The 15,549-nt window shown below is 51.4% G+C and carries 18 protein-coding genes; 14 read left to right on the forward strand and 4 right to left on the reverse strand.

What is annotated here, in order from left to right; genetic code table 11:
- Positions 1–47: 47 nt before the first annotated feature.
- From R6H26_RS17950 to pip, 3 genes are read right to left on the reverse strand one after another with little or no spacing between them, the layout of a single operon-like run.
- Positions 48–671 (reverse strand): 2OG-Fe(II) oxygenase, encoded by a 624-nt coding sequence (locus R6H26_RS17950; RefSeq protein ID WP_404784294.1) that lies wholly within the window; start codon positions 669–671, stop codon positions 48–50.
- A gap of 45 nt (positions 672–716) precedes the next feature.
- Positions 717–1,631, reverse strand: coding sequence for an RluA family pseudouridine synthase (locus tag R6H26_RS17955; RefSeq protein WP_404784295.1), 915 nt, complete (start codon positions 1,629–1,631; stop codon positions 717–719).
- Positions 1,632–1,634: 3 nt separating this feature from the next.
- A complete protein-coding gene (gene pip / locus R6H26_RS17960; RefSeq protein WP_404784297.1) occupies positions 1,635–2,582 on the reverse strand; it encodes a prolyl aminopeptidase in 948 nt (315 codons plus the stop codon).
- Positions 2,583–2,773: 191 nt separating this feature from the next.
- On the opposite strand from pip, the gene R6H26_RS17965 reads away from it, so the two are divergent.
- The 9 genes from R6H26_RS17965 to R6H26_RS18005 all read left to right on the forward strand — a co-directional run bounded on the left by R6H26_RS17965 (position 2,774) and on the right by R6H26_RS18005 (position 9,968).
- The gene (locus R6H26_RS17965) at positions 2,774–3,988 is read left to right on the forward strand and encodes a class I SAM-dependent methyltransferase (RefSeq protein WP_404784299.1); all 1,215 of its coding nucleotides are present in this window, start codon (positions 2,774–2,776) and stop codon (positions 3,986–3,988) included.
- A 78-nt stretch (positions 3,989–4,066) separates the two neighbouring features.
- On the forward strand, positions 4,067–4,498 hold the full coding sequence (locus R6H26_RS17970; protein ID WP_404784301.1) for an ATP synthase subunit I: 432 nt from the start codon (positions 4,067–4,069) through the stop codon (positions 4,496–4,498).
- Positions 4,499–4,570: 72 nt separating this feature from the next.
- Positions 4,571–5,344 (forward strand): F0F1 ATP synthase subunit A, encoded by a 774-nt coding sequence (atpB, locus tag R6H26_RS17975; RefSeq protein WP_404784302.1) that lies wholly within the window; start codon positions 4,571–4,573, stop codon positions 5,342–5,344.
- Positions 5,345–5,477: 133 nt separating this feature from the next.
- Positions 5,478–5,723 carry an ATP synthase F0 subunit C gene (atpE, locus tag R6H26_RS17980; RefSeq protein ID WP_404784304.1) on the forward strand — a complete coding sequence of 82 codons (246 nt, stop codon included), beginning with the start codon at positions 5,478–5,480 and terminating at the stop codon, positions 5,721–5,723.
- Positions 5,724–5,738: 15 nt separating this feature from the next.
- Entirely contained in the window at positions 5,739–6,242 is a 504-nt protein-coding gene (locus R6H26_RS17985) for a F0F1 ATP synthase subunit B' (protein WP_404784306.1), read from the forward strand.
- Between the two features lie 72 nt (positions 6,243–6,314).
- Positions 6,315–6,872: a F0F1 ATP synthase subunit B gene (locus R6H26_RS17990; protein WP_404784308.1), complete on the forward strand. Its 558-nt coding sequence runs from the start codon at positions 6,315–6,317 to the stop codon at positions 6,870–6,872.
- Positions 6,869–7,423, forward strand: a complete 555-nt coding sequence (gene atpH / locus R6H26_RS17995; protein WP_404784309.1) for an ATP synthase F1 subunit delta — start codon at positions 6,869–6,871, stop codon at positions 7,421–7,423. The genes R6H26_RS17990 and atpH overlap by 4 nt, the downstream gene beginning before the upstream one ends.
- A 66-nt stretch (positions 7,424–7,489) precedes the next feature.
- Positions 7,490–9,007: a F0F1 ATP synthase subunit alpha gene (gene atpA, locus R6H26_RS18000; protein ID WP_404784311.1), complete on the forward strand. Its 1,518-nt coding sequence runs from the start codon at positions 7,490–7,492 to the stop codon at positions 9,005–9,007.
- A 10-nt stretch (positions 9,008–9,017) separates the two neighbouring features.
- Positions 9,018–9,968, forward strand: a complete 951-nt coding sequence (locus tag R6H26_RS18005) for a F0F1 ATP synthase subunit gamma (RefSeq protein WP_404784312.1) — start codon at positions 9,018–9,020, stop codon at positions 9,966–9,968.
- 316 nt (positions 9,969–10,284) lie between these two features.
- Here the strand turns inward: R6H26_RS18005 and R6H26_RS18010 are convergent, their stop codons facing one another.
- A complete protein-coding gene (locus R6H26_RS18010; protein WP_404784314.1) occupies positions 10,285–10,812 on the reverse strand; it encodes a DUF4351 domain-containing protein in 528 nt (175 codons plus the stop codon).
- Between the two features lie 265 nt (positions 10,813–11,077).
- Here R6H26_RS18010 and R6H26_RS18015 point away from each other — a divergent pair, with 265 nt between their 5' ends.
- From R6H26_RS18015 to arsM, 5 genes are all read left to right on the forward strand, one after another.
- The gene (locus R6H26_RS18015) at positions 11,078–11,350 is read left to right on the forward strand and encodes a BrnT family toxin (RefSeq protein WP_404784316.1); all 273 of its coding nucleotides are present in this window, start codon (positions 11,078–11,080) and stop codon (positions 11,348–11,350) included.
- Positions 11,331–12,764 carry a hypothetical protein gene (locus tag R6H26_RS18020; RefSeq protein WP_404784318.1) on the forward strand — a complete coding sequence of 478 codons (1,434 nt, stop codon included), beginning with the start codon at positions 11,331–11,333 and terminating at the stop codon, positions 12,762–12,764. Before R6H26_RS18015 ends, R6H26_RS18020 begins: the two co-directional genes overlap by 20 nt.
- 163 nt (positions 12,765–12,927) lie before the next feature.
- Positions 12,928–13,398, forward strand: coding sequence for a hypothetical protein (locus tag R6H26_RS18025; RefSeq protein ID WP_404784320.1), 471 nt, complete (start codon positions 12,928–12,930; stop codon positions 13,396–13,398).
- A 257-nt stretch (positions 13,399–13,655) separates the two neighbouring features.
- Entirely contained in the window at positions 13,656–14,486 is an 831-nt protein-coding gene (locus tag R6H26_RS18030; RefSeq protein ID WP_404784322.1) for a DUF547 domain-containing protein, read from the forward strand.
- A 92-nt stretch (positions 14,487–14,578) separates the two neighbouring features.
- The gene (arsM, locus tag R6H26_RS18035) at positions 14,579–15,547 is read left to right on the forward strand and encodes an arsenosugar biosynthesis arsenite methyltransferase ArsM (protein WP_404784323.1); all 969 of its coding nucleotides are present in this window, start codon (positions 14,579–14,581) and stop codon (positions 15,545–15,547) included.
- The last annotated feature ends 2 nt before the right edge of the window (positions 15,548–15,549 follow it).

Raw genomic sequence — 15,549 nt, forward strand, 5'->3', positions numbered from 1 at the left:
AACCTAACAACGTGTATTGATAGGTTGAGAACGATGGGGGTTCTGGTTTACCTGACCTTCCCGAGGCGCTTGGCTGCGGGAACTGCTGCCGCGCGCGACTCCAGCTGAAATTCTGGGATATCCTCGAGCTGGCGGTTTTCTAGGCTGTATTGCTCGCAGACCAAGCTGAGGCGATCGCCCCCCTGGGTCACGGTCCGGACAGAATGGGTCAAATCTCCCTGAAAATGCAGTAGCAGATTGGTTTGAGGGCGAATCTGTCCCACTTGCCGCTGGCGCGATCGCAGAATCAACTCGCCGCCTTCCAAGTCCTCGGGCACCGAGACGTAGAGCACGCTAACCACCGCAGGCGGCTCGATGGTTTTGCAGTAGGAGCGCAGGGAACGATCGATGTGGGGGTCCACCCGCGAACCCGCGTGGAGCAGCAGTGGATTGAGGTAAAAGGCATTGCAATCGGGTAGGAGGGCTTGCGCCAGGTAGCGCTCGAAGTAGGGAAATCGTTCCGTCACTGTGGCGAGATGCGATCGCCGAAAGACCACCGAAAACCCTTTGGTTTTGACAAAATCGCGATTGAGGTTATTGACGGCAAAGTAAGGACAGTCTAGGATGCGCCGCTGGAGCTTGGTGAGGTAACTGTCGGAAAAGGCTTGGGCGGACTGGCGGTAGTAGTTCAAGGCGAGTGGGGAGTAAGCGAGGCGATCGCATCCTAGCACTCCTCGCTAGCCGACGCTCAGCTCGTCGGGCGGCGGGCATTCTAGGTGCATCGGTCGATGGGTGCGCGGGTGGGTGAAGGCGAGGCGGTGGGCGTGGAGCCAATAGCCGCAGTCGCCGGGGACGGGTTGTTTTGCGGTGCGGTCTGCGGAGAAGGGATGCGGGATGCCCCCCACGCCGTAGAGCGGATCGCCCACCAGCGGAAATCCTGCGGTCGCTAAATGGATGCGGATCTGGTGCGGTCGCCCCGTCACGATCGCGACGTCTAAAAGCGTCGTCCGATCGCCCCGCCGCAGGACTCGTACCTCGCTGCGGGCAAAGGGACCATCAGCGGTTGCACCGTAGAGGTAGCCCAATTGCGCGTGAAAAATTTTGCCCATGGGTTGGGTAATGGTAAAGCAATCGGGCATCTCGCCCGCTCCGACCAACGCGCGGTAGGTTTTGCAGATCTGGCGATCGCGCATTTGCTTGCTCAGATGGGATTTGGCGAGGGGCGATCGCGCCAGCAACACCAGTCCCGAGGTGCCGCGTCCGAGCCGATGAATCGGGACGGGCGTCTCTTGGGGATAGCAGCGCCGGAGTTGATGCAGGAGGGTGTGTTCTAAAAAGCCCCCGCCTGGCAGGACGGGCAACCCCGAAGGTTTCGCGACGACCAGCAAGTCGGAATCGTCGTAGCGCACTTCAAAGGACAGCGGCACCTCCGGCTCGCACCAAGGCGGACGGCAATAGGCGAGTTGTTGCCCCACCTGGAGTTGCGTTTCGGCAGTCGCGGGAATGCCGTCGAGTAAAATTTGTCCGCCCTCGATCCGACTTTGCCAGTCCGCCGGACTCGAATGGCGATACCGATGGGTGTAATACGCAATCACGGTCTGTCCGGCATCCGCCCGCCCCACCCGATCGCGATAAACCCAACCCCGATTCACCGCTCAAAGCTCCGCAAAGCGATCGCACGCTTCGATCAAGGCGCTGCGGATGCCCGGTTCGGTCATGGAATGGCCCGCATCTGGCACGACGATGAGTTCGGACTGGGGCAGCGACTTGTGCAGTTCCCAAGCCGAAACCATGGGGCACACGACGTCGTAACGCCCCTGCACGATGACCGCTGGCAGGTGACCGATGCGATCGCAGTGGCGCAGCAAGCGATCTTCCGTCTCGAAGAAGCCCTTGTTCGTAAAGTAATGGCATTCAATGCGCGCAAACGCATCGGCAAAACTATCTTGGGCGAAGCGCTCTTGAAGCCCCGGATCGGGAATGAGCTTGCTCGTGCTGCCCTCCCACACCGACCAAGCGCGCGCGGCCACCGCTCGAATCAGGGGGTCGGGACTCGTCAGGCGGCGGTAGTAAGCAGAGACTAAATCGTGGCGTTCTTCCGGGGGAATGGGTTTGAGGTAGGCCTCCCACGCATCGGGAAAAAGATTGCTAGCGCCCTCTTGGTAAAACCAGCGAATTTCTCGCTCGCGCAGCAGAAAGATGCCGCGCAGCACTAAGTGCGAGCAAGCATCGGGATAGGTTTGGCTGTAAGCCAGGGCCAGCGTGCTGCCCCAACTGCCGCCGAACGCAGCCCAGCGTTCGATCTCCAAGTGTCGCCGCAGGGTTTCGATATCGCCCACCAAACTCCAGGTCGTGTTTTCGCGCAGCTCTGCGTGGGGGGTGCTGCGCCCGCAACCGCGCTGGTCGAAGAGTACGATCCGCCATTTGTCGGGATGGAAATACTGACGGTAAAAAGGTTCGATGCCGCCCCCCGGCCCGCCGTGAAGCACGACAATCGGTTTTCCGCGGGGGTTGCCTGCCTGCTCGTAGTAGAGGGTATGCAAGTCTGAGACCCGCAGCATACCGCTGTCGTAGGGGTCGATTGCCGGATAAAGTTCGCGCATGGAGACAGAAGGGGGGAACAGCGACCTTCGCGCGATCGCGAGAGCCGCAGCGGTTTCAAAATCTTAAGGGGGCAGTTGTTTTGTCGCGCAGTAGGGTAGCGTCTTCAAACCTACCACAATGCGATCGCCCTGCCTAAAGGCCCTCCAGCATGGGAAAATGATGGGGGCTGTATTTCACGGATTTCTTTAGTATGCAATCGCCCCAAGACGTCAGCGCCGCCGTGGCCAAACTCTACGACACTTACCCGTTTCCCCCCGATCCGCTCTCAGACGATCCGCCCCCTGGCTATAACTGGCGCTGGAACTGGAATACGGCCTATAGCTTCTGCACGGGCCAAAAGCCCGCCCGGCAAAATATTCGCATTTTAGATGCGGGTTGCGGCTCTGGCGTGAGTACCGAGTACCTGCTGCACCTCAACCCTCAAGCAGAAGTGGTTGCCATCGACCTGAGCGCGGGCACTTTAGCCGTCGCTCGAGAACGCGCCCAGCGTTCCGGCGTAGCCGACCGGGCCGCGTTCGAGCAATTGAGCTTATTTGATGTCGCGCAGCTCCCAGGAGAATTCGATTTGATCAACAGCGTGGGCGTCCTCCACCACACCGCTGACCCCATTCGAGGCATTCAGGCGCTCGCCAAAAAGCTGGCTCCCGGCGGCATCTTTCATATTTTTGTCTACGGTGCGTTGGGGCGTTGGGAAATCGGTCTGATGCAAGAGGCGATCGCCCTGCTCCAGGGCGATCGGCGCGGCGACTACCGCAACGGCGTGAGCGTCGGTCGCCAGCTCTTTGCCGCACTGCCCGACCAAAACCGCCTCAAGAAACGCGAAACCGAACGCTGGTCTCTGGAAAACCATCGCGACGAATGCTTCGCGGATATGTACGTCCACCCCCAGGAAATCGACTACACCATTCCGACCCTGCGGGAACTCATCCAAGCGTCGGGACTGGAATTTTTAGGCTTCTCCAACCCCAAAATCTGGCAATTGGAGCGCTTAGTGGGCAGCAACCCCGATCTCGTGGAGCAGGCCGCTCGCCTAGACGAATGGGAACGCTATCGCCTGATCGAACTGCTCGACCCGGAATCCATGACCCACTACGAATTTTTCCTCGGGCGATCGCCCCTTCCTCGCACCGACTGGTCCGAGGATAAAACCCTCCTCGCCGCCATCCCCGAACTCAACCCCTGCCTCGATGGATGGCCCAGTCATTGCCTCTTTAACAGCGATTATCAAATTATCAATCTTTCCGAAACCGAACATGCCTTTCTGAGCGCCTGCGAAGCCAACCTTCAAGATCCGCGTCGTTCCGTCGCCCAGCTCGCGAGCGAGCATGCCATGACCCTAGAGGAAGTGCGATCGCTCTTAGAGCGGCAACTCGTACTGCTGTCCGCTGGCGACCCGCAAATGTAAAATTCCTATTAAGTATTGTTACCCTCGCGTGATATTATTAACCGTGGCCTGCCGTTTAGCACCTTAAGCAGCCAGCCTGTGAACCCAGCCAATTCGCCGATTCAACCGCCGCCTCCCGATGGGGAGGCCGTAACGACTGAATCCGAGTCGTCCAATCGCTCAATGGATGAATACTATCAACTCCGTCAGGAGCTGCTAGTGACCACCCTTGTTTTGATGGCGATCGCTGTTGGCCCCATCTGGTGGTTTTATTCCCTTAAAGTCGCCCTAAATTATTTAGTTGGGGCGTGCACAGGTGTGGTTTACTTAAAATTGCTGGCAAGAAACGTTGAACGACTTGGAACGCAAGAACAGAAAGTAGGAAAAAGCCAGCTCGCCGTCTTTGTTGGGGTCATCATTTTTGCAACCCAATGGGAACAGCTTGAGGTCTTGCCAATTTTTCTGGGGTTTTTAACCTATAAAGCTGCGATCCTAGTCTACACGCTAAAAATTGTGGCCAAGTCTCAATAAATTATACGACTTTCACAAACGTCGGGTAATTTGAGGCATTTTGCGTAAAGTTCCAGTGAGGTTGTGCAACCTATGCACCTTGGCAGCCTTCTGCTCAATTCTTTCGACCTTCATTCTCTGCTTCCAATCGCAAAATTGGAAGTGGGACATCACCTTTACTGGCAGGTGGGCGGCCTCAAAGTTCACGGTCAGGTATTTATTACCTCTTGGATCGTGATCGGTCTGCTGCTCATTGCGTCCTTCGCTGCCACTCGAAGCGTTCAGCGAATTCCTAGCGGTATTCAGAATCTCATGGAGTACGCGCTGGAATTTGTGCGGGATTTGACCAAAAATCAAATCGGCGAAAAAGAATATCGCCCTTGGGTTCCCTTTGTCGGAACGTTATTTTTGTTTATCTTTGTCTCAAATTGGTCTGGCGCATTGGTGCCATGGAAGCTCATCGAATTGCCGGAAGGCGAACTCGCTGCGCCCACCAACGACATCAACACGACCGTTGCGTTGGCGTTACTGGTTTCCTTGGCTTACTTTTACGCTGGGTTCAAAAAGAAAGGACTGGGCTACTTTGCGAAGTACGTTCAGCCAACGCCCGTTCTTTTGCCAATTGCGATTCTAGAAGATTTCACCAAGCCGCTTTCGCTCAGTTTCCGACTTTTCGGAAACATCCTCGCTGACGAGCTGGTCGTGGGCGTTTTGGTGCTGTTGGTTCCCCTCTTCGTGCCCTTGCCCGTGATGCTGCTCGGTTTATTTACGAGCGCCATTCAGGCTCTGGTGTTTGCCACCCTTGCGGCTGCCTACATTCATGAGGCGCTCGAAGGCCACGGCGAAGAGGAGCACGAGGCGCACTAGAGCCAATCTAGCGGCCTCATCCAAACCGTCCTACTCGTTCCATCTGGGTCCGGCGTCAGTCTTTCGTCTGACCTTTCAATCCAAATTTTTTTAATCTGTCCTCGTACTTGAATTCGCGAAAAGGAAAAGCATCATGGATTCGTTAGTTGCTGCTGCTTCAGTTATTGCTGCTGCCCTTGCTATTGGCCTCGCTGCAATCGGCCCCGGTATCGGTCAAGGGAATGCATCGGGAAGTGCTGTAGAAGGGATTGCCCGTCAGCCTGAAGCTGAAGGCAAAATTAGAGGAACGCTGCTATTGACCCTAGCGTTCATGGAATCCCTGACCATTTACGGCCTGGTCATCGCCTTGGTGCTGCTCTTCGCAAATCCTTTTGCGTAAATCAAGGTCGGCCTTTTGTCGTCAGGAGGCATCCAGACAGGTGCTTCCTGGTGGCAAAAGGCTTACTGCAATAGGAGAAAGAAAAGCATGTTCGATTTTGATGCCACTTTGCCCATGATGGCAATTCAGTTTTTATTGCTCACTGCCGTTTTAAACGTGGTGTTCTTTAAGCCACTATCCAAGGTACTTAACGAGCGCCAAGAATACGTCAACGGCAACAATACCGAAGCCCGCGAGCGTCAAGACAAGGCCAAGCGCCTCGCTCAGGACTATGCAGAGAAGTTATCCTCCTCTCGCCGTCAGTCCCAAGTCATTTTGTCGGACGCGCAGGCAGCGGCTCAAAAGCAGGCCGCCCAGCAGGTAGCTGAAGCTCAACGTCGCCTTCAGGAGCAGACCATGAGCGCTCAACTGGTGCTGGAGCAAGAAAAACAAACGGCATTCGGCCAGCTCGAGCGGGAAGTTGGGTCTTTGAGCCAGCAAATCCTCAAAAAGCTGCTGGGTTCCGAGTTAGCCCATTAAGCAACAGCTCCCCCGCCTTTAAGAATCGCCTCACAATCACCAGCACCGCAGTTACGGAAAAAGAACATGGGGATGTTTTACTGGCTAGCCATCGAATCGGGTATGGCTGAAGTTTCAGAAACGGCTGAAGCCCACGGCTTTGGCATTAATACCGATATTTTTGAAGCAAATCTAATCAACCTCGCCATTGTGATCGGCGTGGTGGTTTATTTTGGCCGAGGCTTTTTAGGCAAAGTTCTGTCTGAGCGTCGTTCTGCGATCGCCGCCGAGATTAAGGAGTCTGAGACGCGCAAGCAGACCGCCCTTAAAACCCAGTCCGAGCAGGAGCAAAAGGTGGCACAGGCGGAAGCAGAGGCGCAAAGGATTATAGCCGACGCGCAAGAGGGGGCGAAAAAGACCCAGGCAGAAATTTTGGCCCAGGCCATTGTGGAAATTCAGCGTCTTGAGGCCAGTGCCTCCCAAGATACGAACTCCAGCCAAGAACGGGCGATCGCCGAACTGCGCCAGCGCGTTGTCGAACTGTCTCTCAAGCAGGTCGAGCAAGAGCTGCAGGCTCAGTTGACCAACAATGAAAACGCTCAGCGCCAGCTGATCGACCGGAGTATTGCCCTACTGGGAGTTGACGCATGAATACTGCTACTGCTGGAATGGTGGATCCCTACGCCGAGGCGCTGATGGCCCTCGCTCGAGATTCGGGCTTGACCGACGACTTCGGGAATGATGCCCGCTCGATTCTAGAGATGGTCGAATCTTCGCCCGAATTAAAAGACGTACTGGCAAACCCGTTTGTGAAAGGAGATGCCAAAAAGAAAATTTTCAGGCAGCTTTTAGAAGGAAAGGTTCACGATTACTTTCTAAACTTTCTCCTGCTGCTGGTCGATCGCCGCCGCATCTTCCTGCTAGAAGACATCTGTCGTCAGTACCGCGTGCTGCTGCGCCAGCTCAAAAATACGGTGTTGGCTGAAGTGACCGCAACCCTCGAGCTGAACGAAGGCCAACGGGACGCCGTCATTCAAAAAGTCAAAGCCTTGACCAACGCCTCAGAAGTCGAGCTTGAGGTCAAACTCGATCCAGAACTCATCGGTGGCGTCATCATAAAAGTGGGGTCTCAAGTGCTCGACGCGAGCATTAAAGGCCAGCTCCGACGCATTGGTATTTCGTTGCTAACCGCGACGGCCTAAATCTTAACTTTCTTGATTTGCCCGTTTCAATTCGATTAACCCAGAACCCAGATTCAGAGCAAGCCCATGGTAAGTATCAGACCTGACGAAATCAGCACAATTATCCGCCAGCAGATCGAGCAGTACAACCAAGATGTCAACGTCGAGAACGTTGGCACCGTTTTGCAAGTCGGTGACGGTATCGCCCGGATCTATGGGCTTGAAAGAGCCATGTCCGGCGAACTTCTAGAATTTGAAGACGGCACCATCGGCATCGCCCTCAACCTCGAAGAAGATAACGTGGGCGCGGTGCTGATGGGAGACGGTCGCGAACTGCAAGAAGGCAGTACCGTTAAAGCCACGGGCAAAATCGCTCAGGTACCTGTGGGCGAAGCCATGATCGGTCGGGTGGTGGATGCGTTGGCGCGTCCCCTCGATGGCAAGGGCGCGATCGACACCAAAGAATTTCGGCTGATTGAATCTCCCGCCCCTGGCATTATCGAACGCAAGTCCGTCTACGAACCGATGCAGACCGGGATTACCGCCATCGACTCCATGGTGCCCATCGGTCGGGGTCAGCGGGAACTGATCATTGGCGACCGTCAAACCGGAAAGACCTCCGTGGCCATTGACACCATCCTGAATCAAAAGGGTCAGGACGTGATCTGCGTTTACGTGGCGATCGGTCAAAAGGCTTCGACCGTAGCCAATATTGCAAACGTGCTGCGCGAGCGCGGTGCTCTCGACTATACGGTTGTCGTCGCGGCTAACGCCAACGACCCTGCGACGCTCCAGTACCTCGCTCCCTACACGGGCGCGTCGATCGCCGAGTACTTCATGTACACCGGCAAGCACACCCTGATCATCTATGACGATTTGTCGAAGCAGGCTCAGGCTTACCGTCAAATGTCGCTTCTGCTACGCCGTCCGCCCGGTCGCGAAGCATACCCTGGCGACGTGTTCTATCTCCACTCTCGCTTGCTGGAGCGCGCCGCGAAACTCAGCCCCGAATTGGGCGAAGGCAGCATGACCGCGCTTCCCATCGTCGAAACCCAAGCGGGTGACGTTTCGGCCTACATCCCCACCAACGTGATTTCGATTACGGACGGTCAAATCTTCCTCTCTTCCGACCTATTCAACTCCGGCCTCCGTCCTGCCATTAACGCAGGGATTTCGGTTTCTCGGGTCGGATCTGCGGCGCAGATCAAGGCCATGAAGCAGGTGGCAGGGAAACTGAAACTGGACTTGGCTCAGTTTGCCGAACTCGAAGCGTTTGCTCAGTTTGCATCGGACTTGGATAAAGCGACCCAAAACCAACTGGCGCGGGGCGCTCGCCTGCGGGAACTGTTGAAGCAGCCTCAATACTCCCCCATTCCCGTTGAAGAACAGGTGGCCGTGATCTACGCAGGCACCAACGGTTACTTAGATGAGATCGATGTGGAGAAGGTGACGGCCTTTGTCGCCGGACTGCGAAGCTACTTGCATAACAGTCAGCCCAAGTATGGCGAAACCGTACGGGCAGCCAAGGCGCTCACGCCTGAGGCTGAGGGGATCCTGAAGACCGCTATTGCCGAGTACACCAAGACCTTCACCGCAGCCGCATAGGGGATTTACGATGGCCAATCTAAAATTCATCCGCGATCGCATTCAGTCGGTGAAAAATACTAAAAAAATCACTGAAGCAATGCGTCTCGTGGCTGCTGCTAAGGTGCGTCGCGCCCAGGAGCAGGTTATTGCAACGCGACCCTTTGCAGATCGTTTAGCCCAAGTGTTGTTCGGACTTCAAACGCGCTTGAAGTTTGAAGAAGCCGATCTGCCGCTGCTCAAACAGCGCCAGGTCAAAAAGGTAGCGCTGCTGGTGATTACGGGCGATCGCGGTTTGTGCGGCGGCTATAATTCCAGCATCATCCGCCGCGCCGAAGAGCGCATTCAAGATCTCAAGAAAGAGGGAATTGAATATACGCTCGTCTTGGTAGGACGAAAAGCAACGCAGTATTTTCAGCGTCGGGAACAGCCGATTTCCGAAACCTACGTGGGACTAGAGCAAGTCCCTACGGCAGCCGAGGCGGCTAAAATTAGCGACGAGCTATTGTCGCTATTTCTCTCGGAAACGGTGGATCGGGTGGAGCTAATTTACACGCGCTTTGTGTCGCTGGTGAATTCCCGTCCTGTGATTCAAACGCTGTTGCCTTTAGACCCGCAAGGTCTAGAAACCCCCGATGACGAAATTTTTCGTCTTACGACGCGGGGCGGACAGTTTAAGGTGGAACGCGAAAAGGCTCCTGCTGAAAAGCTACAAGACTTGCCTCAAGACATGATTTTTGAGCAAAACCCTGTAGATATTTTGGATGCGTTGCTCCCGCTGTACCTGAACAACCAACTCCTCCGCGCGTTGCAAGAAGCCACGGCTAGCGAACTCGCAGCCCGGATGACGGCAATGAATAATGCCAGCGACAACGCTAGCTCTTTGATTTCAGCACTGACGCTGTCTTATAACAAGGCACGTCAAGCCGCAATTACTCAAGAGCTGCTCGAAGTTGTGGGTGGTGCGGAAGCGCTGAAGTAGTTGCTTTCAATCGATCGAAAAGCCGATGTTGATGTCATATCAACATCGGCTTTTTTACGGGATGAGTGCTCTATAGAAGCGATGTTGGAAATGGCTCGCCAGTGTTGTCGATATAGGCCAACTCCAAAAACAGACGCGATCGCCATCTTTCAGTTCATTCGCAAAGCGATCGCCTTAAGTCCCGGCTGACAGAACTAGGCGATCGCTGTATTTTGGACTGCATGAAACAGTGTAAGTACATAACTCGCTGGAGTAGCGAAAGTGGTGACTTCTCATTTCAACATTGCCCCAAAAAGCATACTTTCCAGTAGCCTTTCTAGGCTTCGTTTGTTTGTAACCAGGTTCTCAAATCGGCAAGGGTTGAAAAATCCAGCAAGGCATCGGCAAGCGCTTCAAGCTGATAGAGGGTCAACGATTGAATCTGAGATTGCAGTTCGGGCGAAACGTCGCCAACGCGTCGCGCAAGTTGACGAAGAATGACCGTTTGCTCTCCTTTAAGGATTCCGCGTTCTTCGCCTTCTTGTTGAATTTCCTGATAAATCACGGATTCGCGCATAATGTCCTCCCGAAATACTTGACGGATCAAAGTTTTGTTGAACCGCAGCCCTGCCAGTAGCTGTACGTAAGCAGACGCTTCGCGGTGCTGCTGGGTTGACTCTATTGTACTGACCCGTTGAGCGACTTGATTCAAGAGCTGCTCTGGGGATTGAGTGGCAGCTAAGATTGCAAGGGGCAACAGCGCTATGTCTTCTAGAAAAATCGATGGGTTTTGCTCCCAAATGCGCCTTGGCGATCGCAGTCTCCCAAAGATATGAAAGACGATTGCACCAAATTTCAAACCCAAAAATACACTCATCCAAAAAAAAAGAACGATCTTTCTCCTAAAGACAGAAATGGTGGTCACATACTTCATTGCCCCTCACGTCATTTTTAAGCAATTCTGCTGTAAATAAGGTCGAAATCGCAGTGAGTATCATCTAACATACACTATAATTATTTGCAGCTAATGCTGAGAACTGTCAAAATTATTTTTCAATATATGCAAATAGACAGATCTAAATCGTCTCAAAAAGAAAATGATTCTACCCAAGCTTTATTTTCTTTAGTTTATGATTCATTTTGAATATGACAATAGCAAAAGCCAATCCAACCTCATCAAGCACGGAATTGATTTTGTTGAAGCTCAAAGACTTTGGAGTGATCATAATTTGATAGAAATTCCTGCTAAAGTCCAAGATGAGCCGAGATTTCTAGTTATTGCTAAAATAGATGACAAGCATTGGTCAGGAGTTATCACCTACCGTAATCAAAATATTCGAATCATATCTGTTCGTAGATCTCGTATACAAGAGGTTGAATTTTATGAAAGCTCAGGAATTTGACCAAAAATTTGATACTGGGGATGATATGACCCAAATGCTTGATCTCTCTAAAGCTCAACGTCCCTTGCGAGATCAGAAAAGCATCATAAGCACAAAAACCAACACGAAGTTCTTTGAAAATACAAATCAAGATTCAATCAAGATCGAAATATTACAAATTTCTGGATGGCTAAAATTATTAGAGCCATCATGGATAAATTTAGGAATCATGTCCAGTTTTTTGGGAGGGCTAATATTTTTAATTTATTTTGTCCATATCAAATATTTTCCAGAGCTTGATTCTCAGTCACTGCTATTTTTTATTGTAGCAACAACACCTCTAGGGCTTTTTTTGTTTTTGGCATTAGCTCTTTTATTACTTTATCCAGGATTTATGTGGACAAGCATTTTGAATTTAGATGTTTCCATATATCCTTTGTTTTCAGACAATAGAATCATGATTCTAAAAGAAATACCGAGAGAAAAGATCAAGTCGGAAAACAAAAACTATGTTTTAGACAAGGATTATAAATTCAGCAAAAACAACTATAATTTTAATAATTTTAAAATATTCATAATTTATGCGTATACATTTTTTGCTGGATTTCTATTCTTTAATCTGTATGCGTTTTTCATGCTAAAAAATGCAGTCATAAAAACAATAAATTTGACAAAAGAAATTAGATTTGATTTGACAACAAAAGAAATAGCTTATGTTTCCTTGAGTCTATATATTTTTATGTTTATTTTTATGATCTTAGTGATTCACAAGAATTATTTCAAGATCAGTAGTGGATTTGAAAGAAAGGTAAGTATATTTCAATCAAGCTGGATAGTTATAAGGTTGTTTTTATATTCAATAGTTAGTTTTTCTTTGTCCTTAATTTGTTGGTCTATAATTACTTACTTCTTTAGCCGATCTACAGATGGATCAAATTATTTTTCGCCCCAAAGTGAGCTGCTATCCATAGTATTTGCAACACTTATTTCTTTCTTGACAACAAACTTGATCGTGGTTTGTAGATATCCTAAAAAACAATTTTCATTTTTACTTGATTTTGGCATTGGTTCTATGATTCTAGTATTTCTAATTGTATCTCTGGACAAGATGCTAATTATACCTGGAAAAATCATGAATATTTATGGATGGGGAAATATAGATAATGCTTCCATAGTTGTAAATCGTACAGGATGCCAAGCGATTGAAAGTATGAACATTAAGATAGCAAAATCCTGTTCAGAGAAAGACAGAACTTACAAAGTCGAGAGAGTATGTATTCTGTCTTCTATAGGGAAAAACTACTACCTTAGATTTCCAAAATGTAATCTTCAGAAGGGAGATCCTATGCCCACAGAGTTTGCTCTTGAAAAGACTAATATAATCTCTTGGTCAAGGCAGAATTTGAATCAAGAAAAACTTAAAAAGCCCAAATAGCGTAATGTTTAGTGAAGATTTAATAATGATTTTTAGGAGCTGATAATACTTATGACAATGGCATTTGCGTCTAAAATTAGATCAGCCTAATTAATGATTTGGTCAAACGCCAGTGTTTTGCATCAGACTTAACAAAGTAGATAGTTTCTATAAGGAGCCTATCATGGTTGCTAGCCTCGGTTCTCGTTGGGACTTATCAGTAGACAACCGCGCGGGTCAGCTTGCCCTAGTGGTGGAGGTCAAGCGCAAAATCGGTGCATCGCCCCAATGGGCCGCAAGCCTCCGAAGCAATATTCTTGCCCATGGCACCTTCCCAAAAGCGCCCTACTTCCTGATGGTCTTTCCAGACCAATTTTATCTATGGACTGGTGCTGACGCGCAATTAGATCGGAGTGAGCCTACTTACACCACAGATGCACGTCCCATTCTTCAGCCTTACCTCGAACGAGCTGGGGTAACGGCTGAAAAAATCAGCAGCCAAAGCCTTGAACTCATCGTTGAATCTTGGCTTAGAGAGATTATTTACTCCGAGAACCCCCATGAAGACCTTGATGAGTCTCAGCATTGGGTAATTGACTTAGGACTCCATGCTGCCTTAGCCGGAGGCAAAATCGAGCATGAGGCCGCTGCGTGAATATTTATTATGTTGATGAACTCCAGCAATTGAACTGTCGGATGATTCCACGATTTGAACATGGGTATAGCTTTCTTCAGTCGCAGCGATCGCCCTAGAATAAGGTTTCCATTAGTCAAAATATCAAGATATTCGGATCGATCGTGGGGGGTAGAGACATACTCAGCAAATCCTCATCAAAAACTTAGGTCAGAGTCAGATTTTTTTCAACAATATGCTCCATAACAGATAAAGACCCACAAACTCAGCGGTTAGCCATGCTCAAAACCCGATCCTTTGTCCTCATGGCTGCGATCGCCCTTCTCACCAGCTGCACCAACACCCCGCCCTTGGCCCAAAGCGTCAACCCATCAGCAGCAACCGCATCGGCTCAACCGCTGTCCTATGACACCTACGGGACTGTGTTGAAAACCTACGTCAACGCCAAGGGCTTAGTTGATTACCCAGCCCTCCAGGTCAATCCCCAGCCCTTAAAAACCTTCATCGCAAACCTTGGGGCAGTTTCTCCCAGCACCTATGCCGCCTGGAGCGAACCCGATAAAATCGCCTTCCTCATCAACGCCTATAACGCCATTACCTTAGAATCCATCATCGACCAGAAGCCGCTCAAAAAGAGCATCAAAGATATTTGGGGCGTCTGGAACTCAAACAAACATACCCTCCTCGGCGAAGCTAAAACCTTAGACAACATCGAGCATCAAATCCTCCGAAAGCAGTTCGACGAGCCGCGCATCCATGCCGCCCTAGTCTGTGCCGCCATGAGTTGCCCGCCCCTGCTTCCAGAACCCTACACAGGCGCAAAACTCAACGCTCAACTGGACGATCGCGTGCGGCAGTGGTTATCTTCAACCGGATTGCAAATCGATCGCACCCAAAACAAAGTCAAGATCTCAGCCATCTTTGACTGGTTTGGCGACGATTGGCAAAAGCAATACAGTGTAGAAGGCAAATTTGCAGGCAATGCCAAACAACGCGCCACCCTCAATTTCATTAGCCGCTATGTCAGCGCCCCAGATCGAGACTATCTCGCCCAGGGCCAGTACAAGCTGAGCTACCTAAACTACGATTGGTCGCTCAATCGCCAATAAGGTGGACAGCCGCGAAAGCCGCACAGGCAGAACCCCAACGGTTCTGCAAACCGCCCACGATTTAACCTTCTATTTTTACGGAAACCGCCTGCATGAGTTACCTCGAAACCACCGCGCAATTTTACGCCGATGCCGCCGAAACGCCTCAAGTGGGTCTGTGCTGCGTCACCGCGCCGCCGATCCAGTTGCCAGGGCTAAACGTACCGGACATCATGCAGCAGATGAACTACGGCTGCGGCTCTACAGTCCATGCCGCAGAGTTATTCGGCAACCCAACGGTATTGTACATTGGCGTGGGCGGCGGTCTAGAAGCACTCCAGTTTGCCTATTTCGGACGCAAGCCCGGTACCGTCATTGCCGTCGATCCAGTGCCAGAAATGCGCTTCGCCGCGCAGCAGAATTTAGCCCTAGCCGCAGAGCAAAACGATTGGTTCGATCCCGCCTTTGTCCAGATTCTAGAAGGGGATGCCTTTTCGTTGCCCGTCCCCGATGCTTCGGTGGATGTGGTGGCTCAAAACTGCCTGTTCAATATTTTTGAGGCCGCAGACCTACGGAGAGCGTTACAAGAAACCTACCGCGTCCTCAAACCAAGGGGGCGGTTGCTCATGAGCGACCCCATTGCCAATACCCCCATCCCCGTCCATCTCCAGCGGGACGAGCGGCTGCGGGCGATGTGTCTATCGGGGGCGATGACCTACGCCGAATACACGGAATTTATCGTGGATGCGGGGTTCGGGCAGGTTGAAATTCGGGCGCGACGGCCTTATCGCCTTCTAGATTGCCATAACTATGAAATCGAAACGCCCCTCCTCCTGGAAAGCCTAGATTCCGTTTCCTATAAAGTGCCCATTCCCGAAGACGGAGCCTGCATTTTTACCGGAAAAACGGCCATCTACACGGGCGCAGAAGCACTGTACGACGACAATGCCGGACATGTTTTACACCGAGGTTTACCCGCCGCAGTCTGCAATAAAACGGCAGCAAAACTTGCCGCCAAACGCCCTGAGGATATCCTCGTCACTCCTTCGACTTGGCACTATACGGGCGGAGGTTGCTGTTAGGA

It is taken from the genome of Altericista sp. CCNU0014, assembly GCF_044923475.1.
Lineage (GTDB): Bacteria > Cyanobacteriota > Cyanobacteriia > Thermosynechococcales > Thermosynechococcaceae > JAAURS01.

Coding starts and splice junctions, on each gene's coding strand:
- atpA (WP_404784311.1), top strand. CDS start 7,490: ATGGTAAGTATCAGACCTGACGAAATCAGCACAATTATCCGCCAGCAG.
- R6H26_RS18020 (WP_404784318.1), top strand. CDS start 11,331: ATGAAAGCTCAGGAATTTGACCAAAAATTTGATACTGGGGATGATATG.
- R6H26_RS18025 (WP_404784320.1), top strand. CDS start 12,928: ATGGTTGCTAGCCTCGGTTCTCGTTGGGACTTATCAGTAGACAACCGC.
- atpH (WP_404784309.1), top strand. CDS start 6,869: ATGAATACTGCTACTGCTGGAATGGTGGATCCCTACGCCGAGGCGCTG.
- pip (WP_404784297.1), bottom strand. CDS start 2,582: ATGCGCGAACTTTATCCGGCAATCGACCCCTACGACAGCGGTATGCTG.
- arsM (WP_404784323.1), top strand. CDS start 14,579: ATGAGTTACCTCGAAACCACCGCGCAATTTTACGCCGATGCCGCCGAA.
- atpE (WP_404784304.1), top strand. CDS start 5,478: ATGGATTCGTTAGTTGCTGCTGCTTCAGTTATTGCTGCTGCCCTTGCT.
- R6H26_RS18005 (WP_404784312.1), top strand. CDS start 9,018: ATGGCCAATCTAAAATTCATCCGCGATCGCATTCAGTCGGTGAAAAAT.
- atpB (WP_404784302.1), top strand. CDS start 4,571: ATGCACCTTGGCAGCCTTCTGCTCAATTCTTTCGACCTTCATTCTCTG.
- R6H26_RS17990 (WP_404784308.1), top strand. CDS start 6,315: ATGTTTTACTGGCTAGCCATCGAATCGGGTATGGCTGAAGTTTCAGAA.
- R6H26_RS18030 (WP_404784322.1), top strand. CDS start 13,656: ATGCTCAAAACCCGATCCTTTGTCCTCATGGCTGCGATCGCCCTTCTC.
- R6H26_RS17965 (WP_404784299.1), top strand. CDS start 2,774: ATGCAATCGCCCCAAGACGTCAGCGCCGCCGTGGCCAAACTCTACGAC.
- R6H26_RS18015 (WP_404784316.1), top strand. CDS start 11,078: ATGATTCATTTTGAATATGACAATAGCAAAAGCCAATCCAACCTCATC.